At 36.4% G+C, this 21,867-nt stretch carries 11 protein-coding genes; all 11 read left to right on the forward strand.

Annotated features, from left to right (window positions below; genetic code table 11):
• Positions 1–8 precede the first annotated feature (8 nt).
• Positions 9–170 (forward strand): hypothetical protein, encoded by a 162-nt coding sequence (locus BMY39_RS15100; RefSeq protein ID WP_177176591.1) that lies wholly within the window; start codon positions 9–11, stop codon positions 168–170.
• A 10-nt stretch (positions 171–180) separates the two neighbouring features.
• Positions 181–4,203 carry a glycoside hydrolase family 2 protein gene (locus tag BMY39_RS11075; protein ID WP_092579612.1) on the forward strand — a complete coding sequence of 1,341 codons (4,023 nt, stop codon included), beginning with the start codon at positions 181–183 and terminating at the stop codon, positions 4,201–4,203.
• 96 nt (positions 4,204–4,299) lie between these two features.
• Positions 4,300–7,182, forward strand: a complete 2,883-nt coding sequence (locus tag BMY39_RS11080) for a glycosyl hydrolase (protein ID WP_092579614.1) — start codon at positions 4,300–4,302, stop codon at positions 7,180–7,182.
• A gap of 12 nt (positions 7,183–7,194) precedes the next feature.
• On the forward strand, positions 7,195–10,476 hold the full coding sequence (locus BMY39_RS11085) for a glycosyl hydrolase (RefSeq protein WP_092579616.1): 3,282 nt from the start codon (positions 7,195–7,197) through the stop codon (positions 10,474–10,476).
• A gap of 14 nt (positions 10,477–10,490) precedes the next feature.
• Entirely contained in the window at positions 10,491–14,012 is a 3,522-nt protein-coding gene (locus BMY39_RS11090; protein WP_092579618.1) for a glycosyl hydrolase, read from the forward strand.
• An 87-nt stretch (positions 14,013–14,099) separates the two neighbouring features.
• Entirely contained in the window at positions 14,100–16,562 is a 2,463-nt protein-coding gene (locus BMY39_RS11095) for a glycoside hydrolase family 78 protein (protein WP_092579620.1), read from the forward strand.
• Positions 16,563–16,775: 213 nt separating this feature from the next.
• The gene (locus tag BMY39_RS11100; RefSeq protein WP_092579622.1) at positions 16,776–18,161 is read left to right on the forward strand and encodes a sulfatase; all 1,386 of its coding nucleotides are present in this window, start codon (positions 16,776–16,778) and stop codon (positions 18,159–18,161) included.
• A 109-nt stretch (positions 18,162–18,270) separates the two neighbouring features.
• Positions 18,271–19,092, forward strand: coding sequence for a hypothetical protein (locus BMY39_RS11105; protein WP_143064769.1), 822 nt, complete (start codon positions 18,271–18,273; stop codon positions 19,090–19,092).
• Between the two features lie 146 nt (positions 19,093–19,238).
• A complete protein-coding gene (locus BMY39_RS15310; RefSeq protein ID WP_262490330.1) occupies positions 19,239–19,772 on the forward strand; it encodes an L-rhamnose/proton symporter RhaT in 534 nt (177 codons plus the stop codon).
• A gap of 32 nt (positions 19,773–19,804) precedes the next feature.
• A complete protein-coding gene (locus tag BMY39_RS15315) occupies positions 19,805–20,290 on the forward strand; it encodes an L-rhamnose/proton symporter RhaT (RefSeq protein ID WP_262490331.1) in 486 nt (161 codons plus the stop codon).
• 103 nt (positions 20,291–20,393) lie between these two features.
• The gene (locus tag BMY39_RS11115) at positions 20,394–21,854 is read left to right on the forward strand and encodes a sulfatase family protein (RefSeq protein ID WP_092579626.1); all 1,461 of its coding nucleotides are present in this window, start codon (positions 20,394–20,396) and stop codon (positions 21,852–21,854) included.
• The last annotated feature ends 13 nt before the right edge of the window (positions 21,855–21,867 follow it).

Genomic DNA, 21,867 nt, shown 5'->3' on the forward strand with positions numbered 1-21,867 from the left:
TTGAAGTGGTGAATTTATGGCTAAATCAATTGATAAGAGATAAATCACGTGCAGAAGACGAAAAGTACACTTGGATAGTTATCGATAAAATCACACCTGAATCTCCATTGCAAAAATCAGGATTGTTAGGGCCAGTGGTTATTGAGTCTGTGGAGTATAAATATAATTAAAAGAAAAACAATGAAAAGGTCCTTTTATTTGATATTAGTGGTTGCCTTAGGTCTATCAAAACAAATAAATGCCCAAAATGCAGAGAAGTATATCGAGCTTTTGGTGGGGAAACCAGATGTAGAATGGTTGGATTATTTAGATAATGAACTACCAACGCATCAACTAGATTTTACGAAACGGCACGCTTCAGGATTTAATCAAACAGATAAAAATGCTAGAAAACAAGCATTTCTAAATGCGCCATGGCATTTTTTTAAAAATCAAAACAATCAAGGAAAAACTGCTCCTGAACTAGTTTCAATTCCTCATACTTTTGAAAAAGAAAGACAATACCATTCTGCATGGTATTGTTCAAAATATAACTTAAAAAAATCAAACGAAGAGCGTTATTTTTTAATGCTTAGTCGGGTAGATTTAATAAGTAGCGTGTATGTAAACGGGAAAAAGATAGGTTCACATATTGGCGCGTACACACCATTTGAATTTGATGTAACAAATGAGTTAAAAGACGGCGATAATCTAATTGCCATTTTTGTTTATGATAAAAGTGGAGCCGTTGATGGTGATCGTTTAATTACCCAAGTAGGGCCTAATTACATGCAGGCGAATGAAAATAGGTTTAAACACCCAGGCGGAATAGATGATGTGCCTATTTTAGAAGTGCGAAATCCACAGCATATCGATAATGTTTTTGTAAAAACGTCTACACGCTTAAACGAAATTGAAGTTGAATTTGAACTAAATCGAAATCTTGATGCATCAAAACTAAAACTCACTTTTGACATATTAAAGTGGCCAAATGGTGAAAAAGTAGATTTAAAAATCCCTGACGCAAATTACAACAGTATTAAAAATGGGGTAAACTCAATAAAAACAAAATGGGATAATCCTGAGCTTTGGAGTCCAGACCATCCCAATTTGTATGTTTTACGAACCACTTTAAAAAGCGAATCGGGTACAGATGTTGTTGAAACCCGGTTTGGTTTTCGTGAGTTTTGGATTGATGGTAAAACCTTTATGTTAAATGGTGTACCAACTAAATTAAGAGGCGAGTCGCACTACCATTTGTTTCGTCAGGGTGTCGATTTTCATCGAGAGGTATTTAATATGCATAAGAAATTATTTCAATCCAACGCTTGCAGAGTCCATGCTTTTATGCCGCATCCAGATATTTTTTTAGGAGCTGATGAAGCTGGTATTTTAATTGTAAATCAATCAGCTGTTTGGTCGGTTAACGGACAATTATATGCCAGAGGAGGCGATGTTCTATTAAACAATCTTGAACGTGAGTATGAAGCCTGGGTAAACCGTGACAGAAATTGTCCTTCGGTTGTTATTTGGGATATAGAAAATGAAATGTTACGTTTTGATTTTGATTTACACTTGTCTTGGATTTCTAAATTACCTGAATTTGTTACCAAATATGATGATACAAGACCAATAAATTTGTCAGGAGCAGGATGGTTTAGCCCCAATCAAGATATGGTGTCTTTGCATATGCAAGACCATTATGCCCGCATCATGCACGACTGGAAAACGAAGGACACCAGGCCCTTAATTACAGGCGAGTTTTGGGTGGGTGCACGTGCAGACCAACGTTTGCCAAGTGCGCCAGAAATCTCCTCAGAACACGAAAGGTACGTAGAAGAAGCTGCAACTTATGAGCGTAATATTTTAGAAATGCGCTATTTTGATATTTCAGGGTTTATGCCATTTAGAATTTCAATTCTTGGTTTAAAACAACGGCCACATTCAACCGAAGGTTATGCGTTTACAGCACCAGACAAATTGAATAAAGAAAAGCGTTCAGACGATGTAATAATAAAACTGAGACATGCTTTACAGCCCGTAACGACATTCTTTTGGCCTCGTGAAAAATATTATGATGCCCACCAGCCATTTCAGCGCGAATTGGTTATTTGCAATGATAGTGAAACAAAAGATCAATTTGAGATTCAATGGAAATGGGAGGGGCAAGAAGCTTCAAAACAGCTTATAGTCATGGCTCCAGGAGAGCAAAGAAAATTAAATATTAAAACTACAGCTCCAAAAACGACTACAAGTATTATAGCATTAATAAAAAAGAACGAAAAAATTATATCTGCCGATACCATTTCAATGCATCCCATACAACAAAAAATGACTAAGTCAACGCAATCTATTCGCGTTTTTGATGATGCCGAATTGGTAAATAAACTTTTAGCGGCAGGATATAATGCTTCAGGAGATAATTTAATACCCAAACCTAACGAAAATGTACTTTGGGTAATCCCTGAGCATGCCAATAATAGAGCACTTGAAGCATTAAAAGACGATATTCTAATCTATTTACAAGAAGGCGGTAATATATTATGTTTAAAACAAGAGCAAGTGCCCACATGGTTTCCTGTAAAATTTCAGTTTTGGTCGGCAAATCTAGTACATCTGCATTCTTACGCTGCCATGGGTTGGGAAGGGTTAAATAAAGACTTGCGCTATGCTAAATTTGCCACTATTCTAGCTCCAACTCACCCAATTTTTGATGGTATTAATAATACTTCCCTACATATGTGGAATACTTTTGATGGGCGTGTGGCGGACGATGCTTATGTTCGCCCAAGTAGCATAGATAAATATGAGTCTGGTAATTGGAGGCCACTAGCAGCATCAGCAAAAAATACACAAATGAGTTTAGCTGAAATTTTTTATGGTAAAGGAACATTAATAGCATGCCAACTTCATGTGATTGAAAATTTAAAAAACCCTCAAGCTAAACGCTTATTTGATAATACACTCAGCTACTTAGCAAACAAAGAGGCAAAACAACTTGATGGAGAAGTCGTTATCGAAGGTTCCATTTCTCCTGAAATGATATCTAGAATAACAGGTGCTAACAATCAAAACTTGATGGGTCATCAAGACACCAAATACATGTTTGCTTTTGAGGGGGCTAATCAGGAAAATATTAAGAAATGGGCTGAAAAAGGTGGTACCGTACTAGCATTTTCAACTAAAGTGATAAAGGATTTTAGTGGCATAGAAGTTATTCCTGCTAAGGAAGATGTGAGTTATACAGCCACGAAAATCAATAATCATCCTTTACTGGAAGGCATTTCTTCAGGGAATTTTAAGTCGACCATAACAGATGGTTATTTTAAAGGCATGCCAAAAAATGCCAAAGTATTATTGCAAGGTTTTGAAAGTGACATGGGATTATGGCGAATTAAAGAAGCGGGACCTGTAATGATTTCAATACCATATGGAAAAGGTGAAATTATTATGTCAACAATAATTATTAATGAAAAATCTAGTAATGCTTCAAAAGAATTTTTAAGACAGCTACTTTCTAATATTAACGTCCCCATAGCTTATAAGGAATTAAGTCCTGAGGTAACCACTATTAAAAAGACCATACCTATTAAAGTGGATGGAAAGTTAGATGAATGGCTAGATGATATGGAGGACCGTTTTGTTTCCCAGTATATACATGCACAACCGGTGTATTTAACTTCTGAACAGCGGTTAGAAGGTCCTACAGCTTATGATTTAAGACTTTCAGGAATTAATTATTTTTTATGGAATAAGGAAGCGTTGCATATAGCGGGTGTTATTTTTAGTGAAGAAAAAACGGCTATGTCTGGGATCAGATATGGTGCTGAAAAGACATATACACAACAAATACTTTTTAATGATGATGTTATTGATGTTACGTTTGAAAATGAAAAACTATCTGTAAAAGTCAATGGAAAAACCAATGATGCTATTGCATTTGAAAACAGTCAGCTAGATTCAAAATATATGACCGACGCAACGGCATTACAGTTCAGTTATATAAATGGTGGAGGAGATATTACGACAGTTACAAGATTGGTTGGAGAAACTTTTGAGCTAAAAATCCCGTGGGAACAACTCAATAGTAAACCTAATAAAAAGAAGTTAAAAGTTATGTTAAACCTTAGCTCAAAGGGTACAATATTACAACTACCTATTACTGGGAATAAAGTAAATAAGGCATCGTGGTTAGATTTTAGGTTAGATTATAATGATAAATAACATACTTTTTTAAAGTAGATATTAACCATATGAAACAAACTATAAGAGTAAGTTTCTCAGAATAGAGTATGATTATTTACAGGTGATTTAAAAGTTATGATTAGAACAAAATATTTTAGTCTTTATACAACAAGTATTTATTGTGCATTAATGTTATTTATATCATCATGCCAAATAGCATCAAAGTCTAGTAATTCAGCAAAACAATCTCTTAAAGAAAACTTCAAAAACCCACCACATGAGGTAAGACCACAAGCATGGTGGTGGTGGCTTCAAACGCCAACCAGTAAAGAAGCCATTACGCGCGATTTGGAAGAAATGAAAGCCAAAGGCTTATCTGGTTGTATGGTATTAGATGGCGGCGTTGGCCCTTTCGGTCCGCATAAATGGAAAAAGAAAACCATTATTGACACCACGGAAATTAGATATGAAATTACAGATGAATATAAAGGCGGAAGCTTGAGACAGCCCAATGATAAAATGGAAATGTGGTCAAAACCATGGCGAGATATGGTGCGTTTTGCATCTCTTGAAGCAGGAAGATTAGAACTAGACTTTGGCGTTTTTATAGGTCCAGCAGGGTGTGCTGCGCCTTGGGTAACTCCAAATTATGGACAACAAGAGCTGGTTTGGGGTGAACTATCGGTTGAAGGAGGAAATTTGATTAACCAAGAATTTCCAAAACCTAAACTTCCCGTTCAAACAAAAAGACAACGAGAAAATCAAACGGTAAAAGACGCACAAAATGCTTTTTACAACGAGATTGCAATTTTGGCTTTACCTGATAAAAAAACACCCTCGATAAATGAAATCATAAACATAACCGACAAGCTTGATGAAAAAGGCCATTTAAACTGGAATGTACCCAAAGGACATTGGCGTATAATTCGTTTCGGTTACCGCCCAACTGGACGTAATTTAGGTGGTGTTTTTTATATCGACCATTTAAGTAAAGAAGCTTTCGATTTGCATTGGCAAAAAACCGTGGGTACTTTACTAAAAGAAATGAGTCCCGAAGAAAGAAAAGCTTTTAAATATGTGGAATGCGATAGCTGGGAAGCAGGTGATCCTAATTGGACGAAACATTTTTCAAAAGAATTTAAAAATCGTAGAGGATATGATATTATAAAATACTTGCCTGCTTTAGTCGGAGTTAATATTGAATCTGACGAAACAACTGAACATTTTTTAAATGATTTTAGACTAACCATTAGCGATTTAATTTCTGAAAATCATTATGGAAGACAGCAAGAAGTTGCGCACGAACACAAATTAGAATCTTATGCTGAAGCTGCAGGGCCACACCAATACCAAGCCGATTTAAAAAAATGTGTAAGCAAATGCGATGTTGCGATGGGAGAGTTTTGGATGCCATCGCCTCACAGAGAAAAACCGAGCGGTCGATTTTTGGTGCGAGAAGCAGCAACGGCTGCACATACTTATGGCATCAAAAAGGTTTTTGCAGAATCGTTTACGTCTGTTGGCCCGAATTGGGAGGTTGCTCCTTTTCAAATGAAAGCAGCTGCAGATCAGGCATTTTGTGATGGTCTTAACTGGATTTGCTTTCATACATTTTCGCATCGTCCTTCGGTTAACGTTATGCCTGGTTTAACACATAGTGCAGGTACTCATTTTGACAGAACCAATACGTGGTGGAACCAATCAATGCCTTTTGTTGATTATCTTTCTCGTTGCTCTTATATGCTACAACAGGGTTTGTTTGTTGCCGATGTGCTGTTTTATAACGGACACGGTTTACGATCAGGTGCTGATGCATTTGAATGGAAAGATGGTATGAAAAATCCACCCGAAAGTTTAGGAGAAGGTTACGATTATGATAAGTGCAACGAAGATGTTTTGTTGCATAGACTAGAATTCAAAAAAGACAAACTTGTGTTGCCTGATGGCATGAACTATAGGGTTTTGGTTATTGACGAAAAAACACCTGTATCGCTAAAAGCATTGAAAAAAATAGTGAACCTTGTAGAGCAAGGTGCAACCGTTGTGGGTAAAATTGAAACCTCAATGTTGGGTAATACAGACGATTTTAATGAGTACCAAAATTTGATTAAGCGCATTTGGGGTAATATCGAAAAAGGTGAACACCACATTGGTAAAGGCAAATTTGTTTGGAATAAATCCATCCGAGACGTCTTACAAAGCAAAAACATCCTTCCAGATTTTGAATGTACAGGTTTAAGTGATGCTGGGGTTATCGATTTTATCCACCGCAAAACTGAAGATACCGACATCTATTATGTTGCTAGTAAATGGCAACCGGTTGAAAAAGTATCTTGTAGTTTTAGAGTGAGTAACAAACAACCAGAACTTTGGAACCCCGTTACAGGCGAGACAAGACATTTAACCAATTTTAAAGTAGAAAACGGACAAACGATTATTCCTATGGAATTTGGCCCCTCTAGTTCTTATTTTGTTGTTTTTAAAGAGCCGATATCAATACAGAATTCAGTTTCAAACTGGCCAATATTTAAAATAATTCAGAGAATAGAAGGTTCATGGAATTTGAGTTTTGATAAAAATTGGGGAGGACCAGAATCCGTAGTTTTTCCAAATTTAATAGATTGGACCAAACACGAAAACTCAGGTATTAAATATTACTCTGGTAGTGCTACATATCGCAAAACATTCGACATGGTCACTTTAAATGAAAATCAACAACTTTACCTAGATTTAGGAAAAGTACATGAATTAGCTCGGGTTAAATTAAATGGTGTTGATTTAGGAATAACTTGGTCAAAACCATACAGAATAAACATAACATCCCATGTAAAGGCAAAAGGCAACACTTTAGAAATTGAAGTAGTAAATCTCTGGCCAAATCGATTAATCGGAGATGCTTTTTTACAAGAAGAAGAGCAATTTACTAAAACCAATATCAGAAAGTTTACCAAAGCAACACGGCTTTTGCCTTCTGGATTAATTGGTCCCGTACAAATCTTAACAACAGAAACTAATTAATTTATCTTGATTATGAAACGATATATTCCAATTCTAATGTTATTTGTATTGACAATTTCTTCTTGTAAAAAAGGAGAAGTGGCATCTATAACTCCTGAAGAATATGCCAATTTAAAAGAAGGGTTTGTCAACCCACCTGATTCAACAAAACCAGGAATATATTGGTATTTTTTAAGTGGTCATATATCCAAAGAAGGGATAACAAAAGATTTAGAAGCCATGAATGCTGTTGGTATTGGCGAGGTTTTTATTGGGGATATATTTTACATGCCTCCCTCAACAAATCCTCATGGATTAAGTTATGATACACCAATGGGGAACACGCCTTCGCTAAGCGATAAATGGTGGGATTGTATGCGTCATGCGATAAGTGAGGGTACGAGATTAGGGATGAATATTAGTTTTTTCAACTCACCGGGGTGGAGTCAGTCTGGTGGCCCATGGGTAAAAGAAGAACAGGCTATGCGCTACTTGACGTATTCTGAAACCGTTGTTTCTGGCGATAAAAGTATTGAGATAGCACTAGAAAAGCCAAAAGAATTCTTTCAGGACGTATCGGTTTTAGGGTACCCAATTCATCAAAAGCAATCGGCCACACCTAAAATCAAGGCTCTAAACTGTAAAGCTTCAGCATTGAAAAACTTGCTAGATCAAAATAAATCCACAGTAACCACTTTCAGTAATAATGGACAAGAACCTTTAATCTTAGAGGTTTCATTTGATAGGCCTATCACAGCAAGAAGTCTAACGGTTAGCCCAACAAAAATGCACTTTACATCGCATATTGAAGTGCAAGTCTTTGAAGATGGAAAATTCAAATCCGTAAAGAAAAGGCTTTTTGACCGTGCTTTTAGTTTGCCTGGACGTGGTCCTATACCCGATGCAGATATGATTATGGCATTGGATCATATTGAAGCCCAAAAATTTAGAATTGTAATGGACAAAGTGCCTGCTAATTTTGAATTAACAGGAATACATATTTCTGAAGATTATAAAATTGAACATGGGAATGAAAAATGGCTCAATAAAATGGCCAATAAAGGGGTTCCTGGATGGGATGTGTTTCAATGGAAAATACCGGAATACAGTGAGCAACAAGACGTATTAAACACGGATAAAATTATAAACTTAGCCGAACATTTTGAGGGTAATGTGCTAAAATGGGATAATGCACCTGCAGGGCAATGGAAAATACTGCGCATAGGAATGACACCTACAGGGCAAACTAACCGACCTGCAACCCCTGATGCTCGTGGCCTTGAAGTGGATAAATTAAGTAAAAAAGCATTGCGTTCTCACTTTGATGCTTACATGGGGAAAATGATAAAATCCATGACTCCTGAAGAGCGTAAATCTTTAAAACGTGTTATTGCAGATAGTTACGAAACAGGACCACAAAACTGGACAGATGATATGAAAGAGTCATTTGAAGAAGCCTATGGCTATGACCCTATACCTTGGCTGGCAACACTAACAGGAAACATAGTGAATTCAGCAGAAGAATCGGATCGTTTTTTGTGGGATATACGCCGATTAATAGCAGATAAGGTTGCCGATGAGTATGTGGGTGGATTGAGAGAAATTTGTGAAGAAAATGGTGTGTCTATGTGGCTTGAAAACTATGGGCATTTTGGCTTTCCTTCAGAATTTTTAAAATATGGTGGTCGTGCAGACGAAATTGGAGGAGAATTCTGGATTCATCGTCAAGGACCCGAATCTAAACTTGCCGCATCTGCGAGTCATATTTATGGTAAAAACCGAGTCTATGCAGAGTCTTATACTTCGCGTGAAGTCCCTTTTTCGGTAAGCCCTGTTAGGTTAAAGAAATCAGGAGATTGGAGTTATACACAAGGCGTGAATCAAGGTATTCTACATGTATATATTCATCAGCCTTATGAAGATAAATTTCCAGGTATGAATGCATGGTTTGGAACGGAATTTAATAGAAACAACACTTGGTTTGCGCAGAGTAAAGAGTGGATTACTTACCAGCGTAGAAACTATTTTCTATTGCAACAAGGTAAGCATGTGGCCGATGTTTGCTTTTTCATTGGTGAAGAATCTCCTAAAATGAGAGGATGGGTAGATCAAAATCTATCTGCTGGCTATGAATATGATTTTATTAATGCAGAAATCATTACAGAACAAACTAAAGTAGAAAACGGAAGGCTTGTTTTACAAAGTGGTGCCAACTATGGCGCATTGGTATTACCGCCTTGGAATACTATGCGCCCTGAGGTGTTGGGAAAACTTAAAGATTTGGTTGAACAAGGTGCAACTTTAATAGGAATGCCCCCCGAAAAGTCTCCAAGCCTACAAAATTATCCTAATTGTGATATTGAGGTAGCACAATTGGTCAAGGAATTATGGGGTGACACGCTACCAAATGCTAAAGACTTTTTTCATCATAAATTGGGCAAAGGACATGTGTATGCCAACGGAAATATCAATGAGATTTTAAATAAACATGAAGTCTATGAAGATTTGATATTCCCTGATACGCTAAATGTAAAATGGGTACATCGCAAACTAAACGGTGCCGATATTTATTTTATAACCAATCAAGGAGATACCCAAGTGACTTTTGATGCTTCGTTTAGAATTGCTGGAAAAAGTCCAGAACTTTGGTCTGCGCTTGATGCTACATCTCGAAAACTACCTACTTATAGTAATGAAGGAGAGCGTACCATTGTTCCGTTGCAGTTGAATGTAAATGAAAGCTACTTTATTGTTTTTAGAGAGCAAGGTCATGGAGTAAAGAAAAATCTTTCTGTAGCACAAAACTTCAAAGTAGAAAAACCTTTGAAACAAATAAGTGGATTATGGGACATTCAATTTAAAAACAAATGGTTAGAAACCGATTTCATTCTAAAAGAACAACCTTTATTTGATTGGACCACTTCTTCTGATGAAAAGATTAAATATTTCTCTGGAACCGCCACTTATAAAACGTCTTTTGAATTAAATGAGGAGGAAGCAAAAGAATCAATCGGTTTAAATTTTGAAAACATCGGTACCATAGCAACCGTCAAACTCAACGGCAAAGAACTTGGAACACTTTGGACAACTCCTTATCGCATTTCAATTAAAAATACTGCTATCTCAGGTACAAACACACTTGAAATTGAAGTTACAAATAATTGGATGAACCAAATGTTATGGCAAAATAAAAAACCTCAAGACGAAAGAGATACATGGGTACTAGCAAACACCCTTGAGAAAATGCCAAATAACGGAATTATGTCCTCTGGGATTTTCGGTAAAGTATGGCTATCAACTAAAAACAATAAATAAAATAATTTTACAATATGAATCGTAGTCAAATGCTCAATAACAAAATCATAAGCTTATCAGGCAAAACCATTTTTGTGGTGTTAATGCTTAGTTTGTTTGTGTCAACCTTACAGGCTCAAAACTCGTCATTAGAACAAAATTTCCATAATCCACCTGCATCAGCAAAACCACAAACTATTTGGTTTTGGATCAACGGAAATGTTACAAAAAAGGGTATAACTGCCGATTTAGAAGCCATGAAAAATGTAGGCATTCAAGGGGCTATTCTTTTTAATGTGAGTTTGGCAAATCCTGAAGGTGTGGCGCCTTATTTAAGTCCAGAGTGGTTAGAACTTTTTAACTATGCTGGATTGGAAGCACAACGCTTGGAGCTCGACCTGGGTTTTCATAATGGGGCTGGTTGGTCGTCATCTGGAGGGCCTTCAATTACGCCAGAATACGCTATGCAAGAACTGGTTTATAAAGAAACGATACACCAGGGTGCTACAAAATTTAATGATAAGTTAGAACAACCTGAAACCAAATTGGGATTCTATAAGGACATTGCTATACTAGCTTTTCCAAAACCCAAGAGTAATGTGCGTATTGATGAATTAGAAATAAAAACCCTTTCTCATAAAGTTCGTAGTCATTTAAACCCTGATGATAAACCTATTTCTGATTTGGCAGTAGTTAAAAAACGCGATATTATTGATTTAACATCGAAGTTGAACAATGATGGTTTTTTAGAATGGGATGCACCTGCAGGAGATTGGGTTATTTTAAGAATTGGACATACACCAACAGGTGAAATGAATCGTTTTCCAAGTGATGGTGGTCGTGGTTTAGAATGTGATAAAATGAATAAACAAGCGGTTGATGTGTTTTGGGATGGTAGCATAAAGCCCATACTAAAAAAGTTAGACACGCTAATTGGTACTACTGTAAAAAGATGTCATATTGATAGTTATGAAGTGGGTACTACAAATTGGACTTCCAATTTCGCTGAAGCATTCAAAACACTTCGTTCTTATGATTGTCGTTCATATTTGCCAACATTGGCGGGATATTATGTAGAAAGTGGCGAAGAAACCGAGCGGTTTCTTTGGGATTTCCGTCGTACCATAGGGGATTTAATTGCTGAAAATTATTACGGGCGTTTTGCTGAACTCAGTCATAAAAACAACATGCTACTTTCTATAGAACCATATTGGGGACCTTTTGATAATATGCAAATTGGAGAAACCGCAGATATGGTAATGTCTGAGTTTTGGAGCGGAAGTCTTGCTTTTTTTGACTCCCCTAAATTTGTGGCTTCTATTGCCAAATTAAATGGAAACCCGATTGCTGAGGCGGAGTCTTTTACAGGAATGGGTGGTTGGGATCAGCATCCTGGTTTACTCAAAGCTATGGGCGATTTGGCATGGGCGCAAGGGATCAATCGTTTTGTTTTTCATAGTTATGTACATCAACCTTGGGACGTAGGTCCTGGGTTGACGTTACAGGTTTTTGGCACCGACTTTAACCGTTTAAATACCTGGTGGAATCAAGGTAAGCCATTTTTAGATTATATCAGTAGAGGTCAGTTTTTATTACAACAAGGGACCTCAGTAGCTGATGTATTGGTGTTTACAGGAGAAGCATCTCCCAATGACGCCCTTTTAATGCCAGAAATAAAAGCCTTAGGATATGATTATGACGTAATAGGGTCAAACAAAATAAATTCATTAACGGTAAAGGATGGTTTAGTGTGTACATCAGTTGGTGAAAAGTATCAAGCATTGGTGTTACCTTCAAACGAATGGATGACACCAGAAACGCTTGCTAAAATTCAAGAACTGGCTGAAAATGGAGCTTTAGTTATTGGCTCAAAACCTAACAAATCTCCAAGTCTTAAAAAGTATTCTGAATTTGATGAAAGCGTCGAGCAAATGGCAGATAGATTATGGGATAAAGGACTCATAAAAATGCATTCAATTGTTGATGTATTGAAGAATGGAACTTTGCCTCCTGACTTTTCAATTGAAGGAGGACGTCATGAATCGGTAGATTTTATTCACAGAAAAACAGAAGATACAGACATTTATTTTGTAGTAAACTCCAAGAAAGAACGTCGAGAGTTAGCCTGTCGTTTTCGAGTAGCAGGAAAACAACCAGAGCTTTGGAATGCAGAAACCGGAGAAATAACTAAGGCCACCATATGGCAGGAAAATGATGATGGTACTACAACAGTGTCAATTTCGTTTGATCCAGAAGGTTCTGTATTTGTCGTTTTTAGAAATCCGATTATTTCAAATCAACATATTGTAAATGCTGAAATGAAAATGAAAAAACCATTTATAACGCCTCTTTCAAACTTGAAAATTATTAAAGCAGAATATGGCACATTTTTACCGGATGGTTTGGTTGATGTAACAGAAGTAGTTGCAAACAGGATTCAAAATAATGGATTAAATATACACGCGACAAGAGAACTTTCTAAAGGTGATCCAGCGCCTGGGTACAAAAAGGAATTACGCATTCAATATAAAATAGGAGCAGCGGTTTTCGAAAAAAACGCCATGGAAAAAGAATGGTTAGAAATTGACGCTCCTGGAAGCGGTAAACTAGAAATCTTGAATGCTGTCTTTGGTAAATTTGCAAGAGGTGTTGATGGCATCCCACCAAACAAACCAGTTTTTGATGTAACGGAAAAAGTAAAATCAATGGTGGCTTCAGGAGTCTATGAAATACCAGTAAATGATAGTTTCCTTGAAGGAAAAGAGATCAAGACAAAGAAAGCCTTACGCACAGTTTATGTTACCAATAATGAGGAGAAAATTGTTACGGTTTCCAATGGTGGTATATTAAAATTGACCCAAACTACATCAGAACCAAAATTAGTATTTGAAGATGATAAAGTGAATTTGGTTACGCCCTTTGCTGGTGAAATGATCTATGAATCTTCAAACGGAAAAACCAAAACGTTAAAAGTAAAATCAGTGCCAGATCTTATTGAATTGACAGGAAATTGGAACGTGAGTTTTCCTTTAAAAGATAGAGCCGTTTTAGAAAAAACCTTCAATAATTTAACGTCTTGGTCAGATGTTTCAGAAGAAGATATTCGTTATTTTTCAGGGACAGCCAGCTATAAAAAAGAGTTTCAGATCCCTGCAAAACTCATTAAATCATGTTATTCTTTAGAATTAGATTTAAGTAATGTTAAGGTAATTGCTGAAGTCATTCTTAATGGAAAAAATTTAGGAATTTTATGGAAGTCTCCCTTTAGAATTAATATTGATGAAGCTGTTGTAAAAGGCACCAATACACTTGAGGTAAAAATAACCAATCTTTGGCCAAATAGACTAATTGGCGATGAACAATTACCTCTAGATTATAAACGGAAAGGTCCGCAAATATCACAATGGCCAGAGTGGCTTTTAAACAATACTGAGCGTCCAACCGAGCGTGAAACACTTCCTGCTTTTAAACATTGGCATAAGGATTCAAAATTGTTACCATCCGGTTTATTGGGGCCGGTGAAAATTGTGGTTTCCAAAGTAAAAACGTTGAAGTAGTAAAGCATAAACAACAGGTTGAAATTTTAAAATAAGTAGAACAAACTGGTAATAGAATGGCAATAAAGAGTAAAAGATAAAGGCGCTATGAAATCAAAGAACACTAAAAAAGAGAAAGTAGGTCTTTTAGGAATCTGGTTAGATACCTATTGGGCTCAATTCGCTTATGGGTTTAATAAAAGTTGTCAAATGATTTTTAATTGTAAACGTTTAAGGAAAATGGAACCGTTATTAAGACTAGGTTCAATTGTATTATTAATAATTGGCGGTCACTTTGTGTATGGTCAATCACTTCAAGTGCATAATTTAAAATGCGAAGGGCAAATAAATCCTTCAAATATTTTAATTAACAATCCACAATTTAGTTGGACTTATATAGGGAACGAGCAGAGTCCACAACAAGGGGGTTACCGTATAATGATGGCTACCTCTATTGAAAGATTAAAATATCCAGACCTTTGGGATTCAGGGCCTACAAGTTCTTCCCAATCCAAAAAGATTGAGTATTTAGGGGAACCTCTTCAGCCAAAACAAAAGGTTTATTGGAAAGTTACTGTTTGGGGGAATAATAGAGGGGTGGCCCATAGCGAACCTTCTTGGTTTGAAATGGGAGAACTTACCAACCCAATAGAACCTTTTCAGCCTCATGTATTCAAGAGGTCCGATGATGGCGTCACAAGGATTGAAATTGATGGTAAAGATACTGGTAGGATATTTGAGGGAATAGGTGCGGTTAGTGCAGGTGCTTCAACCGATTTATTATATGATTATGAAAATCCATTTCAAAGCCAAATTCTGGATTATTTGTTCAAACCCAAGTTCGGAGCAGGTTTTCAACATCTTAAAGTAGAAATGGGAGGCGGTGAAAATTCAACATGTGGCTCAGAACCTTCACATGCCATTACCAAGAGTGAGTTAAAAAATCCAGTATCTCGAGGCTATGAGTTTTGGTTTATGAAAGAAGCCAGAAAAAGAAATCCAAATATCATTTTAGAATATTTGCCTTGGAGTTTTCCAGGGTGGCTTAAACCAAATATTTACACCCAAGAGTCTGCCGATTATTTTGTTGCTTTCCTAGATGTGGCAAAAAAACAATGGGGTTTGGATATTGATTGGGTGGCCGCCGCAGAAAATGAAAACGGTACCAATCGTGATTGGCTAGTAAATAATATGAGACCTACCCTTGATGCCAAAGGGTATAAAAATGTTAAGATTCAGGGGCCTGATGATAATAGTGGCGATTGGCAAATATTTGAAGAACTGGAAAAAGATCTCGGGTTTGAGGAGGTAATCGAGGCAGTTGGTTACCATTATGTAACCGGACGTGAGTTTAATGAAAACATGGTAGACGGTCGGGGACGCCCAACTACTAAAAAAGCAAAAGCATCAGGTACCCCACTTTGGGCGAGTGAAGACTGGAGCTGGACAGGAAAAGATTGGGGTGGTGCAGGCGCATTAAATTTGGCTCGTTTGTACAACAAATTTTATATACGTGATAAAATTACTAAAACCTTAATCTGGGCCCCTATTGGCTCCATTTACGAATCAGTTACCTGGGATAAAGCAGGCGCCATGAAAGCGAATAGCCCATGGAGTGGTTACTACGAAGTGTGGCCAACCATTTGGGCTACGGCGCATACTACTCAATTTGCCAACCCCCATAACTGGCAGTATTTAGATGGTGGATGCGGACTTTTTGATGCTACTACTTACAAAGGTAGCTGTGTTACGCTAAAAGAAAAAAATAGTTCAAATTGGAGTATGATTATCTGTACTGAGGAACCTGAGAAAATGGAGGTAAATATTCGCAAAGGTCTTGCCAATAAAATAGTGCATGTCTGGAAGTCCGATGAAAATAATCAGTTTGTGCAGCAGGAAAGTATTCATCCAAAAAAAAGAATGTTTACCATTGAACTTGATCCTAAATGTATTTACTCATTAACAACTACTACCGGTCAGCAAAAAGGGCAATATGAAATACCTGAGGAAACTACTTTTCCATTTCCATATAAAGAAGACTATGAGGATAGAGAAGTAGGGGATTTACCAAAATATCATTCGGACCAAACAGGTAGTTTCGAAATTTCCAAAAGAGAGGACGGAACAAACTGTTTAAAGCAAATAAACCCCGAACAAGGTTACGACTGGATGCGCGTTTACCGACGTTCAAACATTAAGCCTAATACTTTGATTGGAGATATAAACTGGAAGGATTTTACCTGTAGTGTTGATGCTTTTATCGAAGGAGGCAATGTTGAGCTAGGAGGTAGGGTTAAGGGAAGTTATTTGAAAGGCTATCGTTTTATTCTTGAAAAAAGTGGGCGTTGGAAAATTGTTTTTGATAAAAAAACGCTTGCAGAAGGGCGCATCGATGATTTTGATGGAGAGATTTGGCACAACATAAAACTTCAGTTTATAGGTAAAGATATTCGGGCCTACTTGGATGGAGAATTCATTACAAAGTTGAGCGATGAAAGTCGGTCAGGATATGTTTTATTAGGAAGCTCATACAATACTAATAGGTTTGATAATTTGGTGATATCAGATTGAAATTTAAAAATCAATCATACATCGAGTTTATTGGGGTCATTGAAAATTATGGTTTCTAAAGCAATGGTTTTAAAGTAGTTAATTATTAAAAAATGAAACGGTTAGGGTTTTTTTAACCTTAGAATTTTTAAAAGATAAATTAGTGGCATGATGGTACAGGACGTGGTAATTAATTTTAAAGTTTAAGTTTGAAATTTAGTTTAAATTACAAGGATGAATAAAGTAGTATTTAGGTTTGCTCTGTTGCTCTTAAGCGTTATAGTTCAAAGTGCATGCAGTCAGCAACCTCCCAATATAATCATTATAAATGTAGATGATTTGGGTTGGAAAGATGTAGGTTTTATGGGTACTGAATATTATGAAACTCCCAATATCGATCATCTTTCTAGTTTAGGAATGGTATTTACAAATGGGTATGCATCCGCATCTAATTGTGCTCCTAGTAGGGCTTGTTTAATGACAGGGCAGTGGACACCCCGGCATGGGGTTTATACAGTAAGTCCTTCAACAAGAGGGAAGTCAGAAGACAGAAAGCTTATTCCCATAAAAAATACACATACGCTGTCGCCAGCACATGATGTTCTACCTGAAGTTTTACAAAGTAATGGGTATGTAACTTGTCATGCAGGGAAATGGCATTTAAGTGATAATCCTTTAGAATATGGTTTTGATGTGAATATTGGAGGTGGACACAATGGGTTACCTAGAAGCTATTATCCACCGTATAAAAATGTGAAGATTGAAAAAGGTAATAGTCAATATTTGACGGATTTGGTTATGGAAAATGCTTTAAGGTTTGTAGATACCGTTCAAAAGCCTTTTTATCTTAATTATTCTCCCTATGCTGTGCATGTGCCGATAATGGCAGTAGATAGTATAGTGCCTAAATATGAAAAAAAATTACCTTGGCGAGGTCAAGGTAATCCTGAGTATGCCTCAATGGTAGATAATTTGGATAGAAATATTGGTTTGCTAATCAATAAATTAAAAGAAAGAAATCTTTTTAATAATACACTTATTGTTTTTACTTCAGATAATGGTGGTTTATATGGCATAACTAAACAAAAACCATTAAGGGCAGGAAAAGGAAGCTATTATGAAGGTGGCATTAGAGAGCCTTTTTTCTTCGTGCTAAATGGTAAGATTCAACCAAATATGAAGAGTGAAATTCCGATTACGAATTTAGATATTTTTCCAACGGTTTTACAATATGCGGGAGTTGATGCGAGTACACTTCAGTTAGATGGAAATAGTTTAGCACCCGTTTTAGAAGAAGAAGTACAGGTGTTTGAACGTGCTTTATTTTGGCATTTCCCTATTTATTTACAAGCCTATAATATAAATGATAACGAAACTCGCGATCCTTTGTTTAGAACGCGTCCAGGGTCTGTGGTAAGAAAAGGAGATTGGAAACTCCACTATTATTTTGAAGACGACGGGTTAGAGTTATATAATTTATCCGAAGATATTGGAGAAAGAAACAATCTTGTAGAAACAAACCCTGAAAAAGCAGAGGAGCTATTAATGCTTTTAAAAAAATGGTGGAAAGATACCAATGCACCAATTCCTAATAAAATAAACCCTGAATTTAGAGATTAAATAAAAAAATAAACGCAACACTTTTAAGTTGTTATAGTGTAAATTATATTTATTGGATTCATTATATCTAAAGGAGGTTATGTTATCTATAAAATTGAAAATAAAAAAAATGAAAAAAATAATTGCTTTATTAGTTGTCCTTTTTATTGCCTCATGTGAAAGAAACGAGACATCACTTGATGTCCCTGACGCTAACGATGATGCTGCTGTTTTATATTATACAGGAATACTCAATGAGTATGTATTAGCTAATACAATTTTTCAAGATGTGGTGAACAACACTGGGGATGCCCTTTTAAAGGCTGAAACTGAAATAAAAGGTGAGCAGAACGGATCTGATTCTGGCCCTGAAATAACTATACAACCTTTTGATTTGGAAACCTTTCCTAAAACAATAACAGTTAATTTTGGTTCAGGAACATTATGTGAAGATGGTATTACGCGCAAAGGTGTTATTACTCTAGTATCAACAGGATGGTATGGGCAACAGGATAGCTTCTACACCACCACATTCGATAATTACTATCATGGTTTATTTAAGGTTGAAGGAACCCAAGTGGTTGAAAATTGGGGTAAAAATGAAGACGGCAATTTAATATTTGGGGTGACGGTTGAAGGGGGCACTGTAACATCTAGCGATGGTGTAAATATAACTTTTGATGAAGGTTCTAATAGAACGTGGATTTCAGGTTCTGAAAGCCCGTCGAATATATGGGATGATGAGTATCTGTTAGATGCCATTCAATGGGGAGCTTCCTCTGATGGCACCCCTTATCTTGTAGCTTTTGAGCCGCTATTACATTATGTGTTGCAACCAAGGACTGTTAAATCTGGAGTTGTGGATTTGGAAATAGGTGGAATTACTGGATTTAAAATTAATTACACCAACCAAACAATTACGGTATTAGGTGAAACCACCTCATGGAATTAATGCTAAGGTTTTTTAAACTATACATACATTACGCGATGTGTTTTAAGAACAGCATCAAAATAAACAGTATTAAAACATAGAACTGCATTACAATCTAAATATTGAATTTCTATACATGTATTAGGTAACCAAATAAAAATAAAACTATGCAAGCATTATTAGGAGTAATATTTCATTCGTTAGGGGGAATAGCCTCGGGTAGTTTTTATATGCCGTTTAACAAAGTTAAAGGTTGGGCATGGGAAAGTTATTGGATAGTTGGTGGTTTAATGTCTTGGTTAATAGTACCTCCTATAGCTGCCTATTTGACCGTTCCGGGATTTTTGGACATTATTGCTGCTGGTTCTAGCACTATTGTAGGTTTTACCTTTTTAATGGGTTTACTTTGGGGTGTAGGTGGTTTAACTTATGGACTAGGAGTGCGCTATTTAGGAATGTCTTTGGGTAATTCAGTTGTGCTTGGTTTTTGTGCTGCATTTGGTGCTATTGTGCCTTCAATATATTATAATTTTAATCCAATGGAAGGCAAAGTGTCTTTGACAGATATGTTAAGCTCTTCTGGAGGTCAATTGGTTTTATTAGGTGTTTTGGTATGTCTTTTGGGTATTGGGCTCTCTGGTAGAGCAGGTATGTTGAAAGAAAAAAACTTTCTGACGAAGAAAAAAAGGCAAGTGTTTTAGAATTTAATATTGTAAAAGGTTTAATCGTTGCCGTGCTTTCAGGAATTTTAAGTTCTTTTTTTAGTTTTGGTATTGAATCAGGAAAGCCTTTAGCAGATGCTGCAGTGGTGGCAGGTTATGATCATTTATTTGCTAATAATGTAACCTTTGTGGTTATTCTATGGGGAGGTTTGGTAACCAATTTGGTTTGGACAACCATACTAAGTATTAAAAATAAAGCGTATAAAGATTTTACAAATAAAAGTACACCAATCCTTAACAACATACTATTTTCATCATTGGCAGGAACCATTTGGTTTCTTCAGTTCTTCTTTTATGGTATGGGCGAAAGTAAATTAGGTAGTGGTGCAAGTTCATGGATTTTACACATGTCCACCATTATTTTAACGGCCAATTTTTGGGGCATTTATCGTAAAGAATGGTATGGGGTGGCTAGTAAAACTAAATGGACAATTACGGCTGGTATCACCATAATTATGTTATCTGTAGTTCTTGTTGGTATCGGAAATTCATTGTAACTTTTAGCCTCCGTATTTTTACCCCTGTACAGCAGGACATTTAAGTTTTCTCTTTTTTATAATTTTCAATAATTAAGAAAATCCAAAATTTGATATTTCAAAAATGAATTTTTCAAACTCAAAATTATACCTATTACTTTTTACAGTTCTAATTGTCTTTTCTTGTAAGAGCAACACGTCAGAAGAAAAGATTTTAGCGCAAAAACCTAATCTCCTGTTCATATTTGCAGACCAATATAGGCAAGCCTCTTTAGGATTTTTAAAAGAAGACCCTGTATACACACCAAATTTAGACCAATTGGCAAAAGAAGGTGTGTTTTTTTCAGAGGCAGTATCCAATAATCCACTATGTAGTCCGTATCGTGCGATGCTCATGACAGGGCGTTATTCACTTTCCACAGGAGTTGTAGAAAATTGCAACTCCCAAAGAACAGAGTTTGGCAACTATCTGAAGAAGGATGAGGTTTGTATTTCAGATGTTTTAGTGGCCAACGGATATAGTGCGGGGTATATAGGCAAATGGCACCTAGATGGTCCAGAACCCACACCACCCGATGTAAAACGCGTTTGGGATACGTGGTGTCCTCCAGATAGAAGACATGGGTTTTCTTTTTGGTATGCCTACGGTACACATAACAGGCATAACGACCCGTATTATTGGACCACCGATGGCGGGGAAGACGATAAAGTATATCCAAAACAATGGTCTGCAGAACATGAAGCCAATGTGGTTATTAATTATTTAGAAAATTCTGAAAATCAACGTAAAACAAACGAGCCTTTTGCCTTGTTTTGGTCTATTAATCCGCCACATACACCATTTAAACAAGTGCCAGAGCGTTATAAAAAACGCTATGAAGGCTTAGATTATAAAGAAGTGTTGAATCGTCCCAATGTTCAGTTTACTGATAATTATGAATTAAAAAGAGGAGACCATGGCGTAGAAAAACGTTTAAGCGAAGCCAAAGATTATTTTGCATCTGTTAATGGTGTAGATGACCAAATAGGTCGTGTTATCAAAAAATTAAAAGAGAAAGGGCTTTATGAAAATACCATTATTGTGTTTTCTGCAGATCATGGAGAAATGTTAGGAAGCCAAGGATTGATGCATAAAAATGTATGGTTTAAAGAGGCTTATAGAATTCCTCTTATAGTTCATTATCCAAAGAAAATAAAACCAAAAACTGAGGATTTGTTGATTTCTGTGCCAGATTATATGCCAACACTTCTGGGGTTAATGGATTTAAAGACTGAAATTCCTAATGCAGTTGAAGGTATTGATTATTCCAATCTGTTTTTCGATAAGGATGTCATTCGTCCACAAAAACAGTTGTATTTTAGTGGTAAAAGTTTTGTGTCAAAAGGAGATGCTAGAGGATTTAGAACCAAAGAGTATACCTATGCTGTTGTAAAACATGAAAATGGCGATAAGTTTCATTATCTCTATCATGATGCTGAAGACCCATATCAAATGACCAATATTTGGGGTAGAAATCCAGAGCTAGACCATAAGATGGAAACAGAATTAGAGGAATTGTTAACCTCTATGAATGATCCTTGGTAAACTAAATTGGTAC

The organism is Hyunsoonleella jejuensis, from assembly GCF_900111025.1.
GTDB classification, from domain to species: domain Bacteria; phylum Bacteroidota; class Bacteroidia; order Flavobacteriales; family Flavobacteriaceae; genus Jejuia; species Jejuia jejuensis.

Coding starts and splice junctions, on each gene's coding strand:
- BMY39_RS11075 (WP_092579612.1), top strand. CDS start 181: ATGAAAAGGTCCTTTTATTTGATATTAGTGGTTGCCTTAGGTCTATCA.
- BMY39_RS11105 (WP_143064769.1), top strand. CDS start 18,271: ATGAAAAAAATAATTGCTTTATTAGTTGTCCTTTTTATTGCCTCATGT.
- BMY39_RS11080 (WP_092579614.1), top strand. CDS start 4,300: ATGATTAGAACAAAATATTTTAGTCTTTATACAACAAGTATTTATTGT.
- BMY39_RS11085 (WP_092579616.1), top strand. CDS start 7,195: ATGAAACGATATATTCCAATTCTAATGTTATTTGTATTGACAATTTCT.
- BMY39_RS15310 (WP_262490330.1), top strand. CDS start 19,239: ATGCAAGCATTATTAGGAGTAATATTTCATTCGTTAGGGGGAATAGCC.
- BMY39_RS11100 (WP_092579622.1), top strand. CDS start 16,776: ATGAATAAAGTAGTATTTAGGTTTGCTCTGTTGCTCTTAAGCGTTATA.
- BMY39_RS11090 (WP_092579618.1), top strand. CDS start 10,491: ATGAATCGTAGTCAAATGCTCAATAACAAAATCATAAGCTTATCAGGC.
- BMY39_RS11095 (WP_092579620.1), top strand. CDS start 14,100: ATGAAATCAAAGAACACTAAAAAAGAGAAAGTAGGTCTTTTAGGAATC.
- BMY39_RS11115 (WP_092579626.1), top strand. CDS start 20,394: ATGAATTTTTCAAACTCAAAATTATACCTATTACTTTTTACAGTTCTA.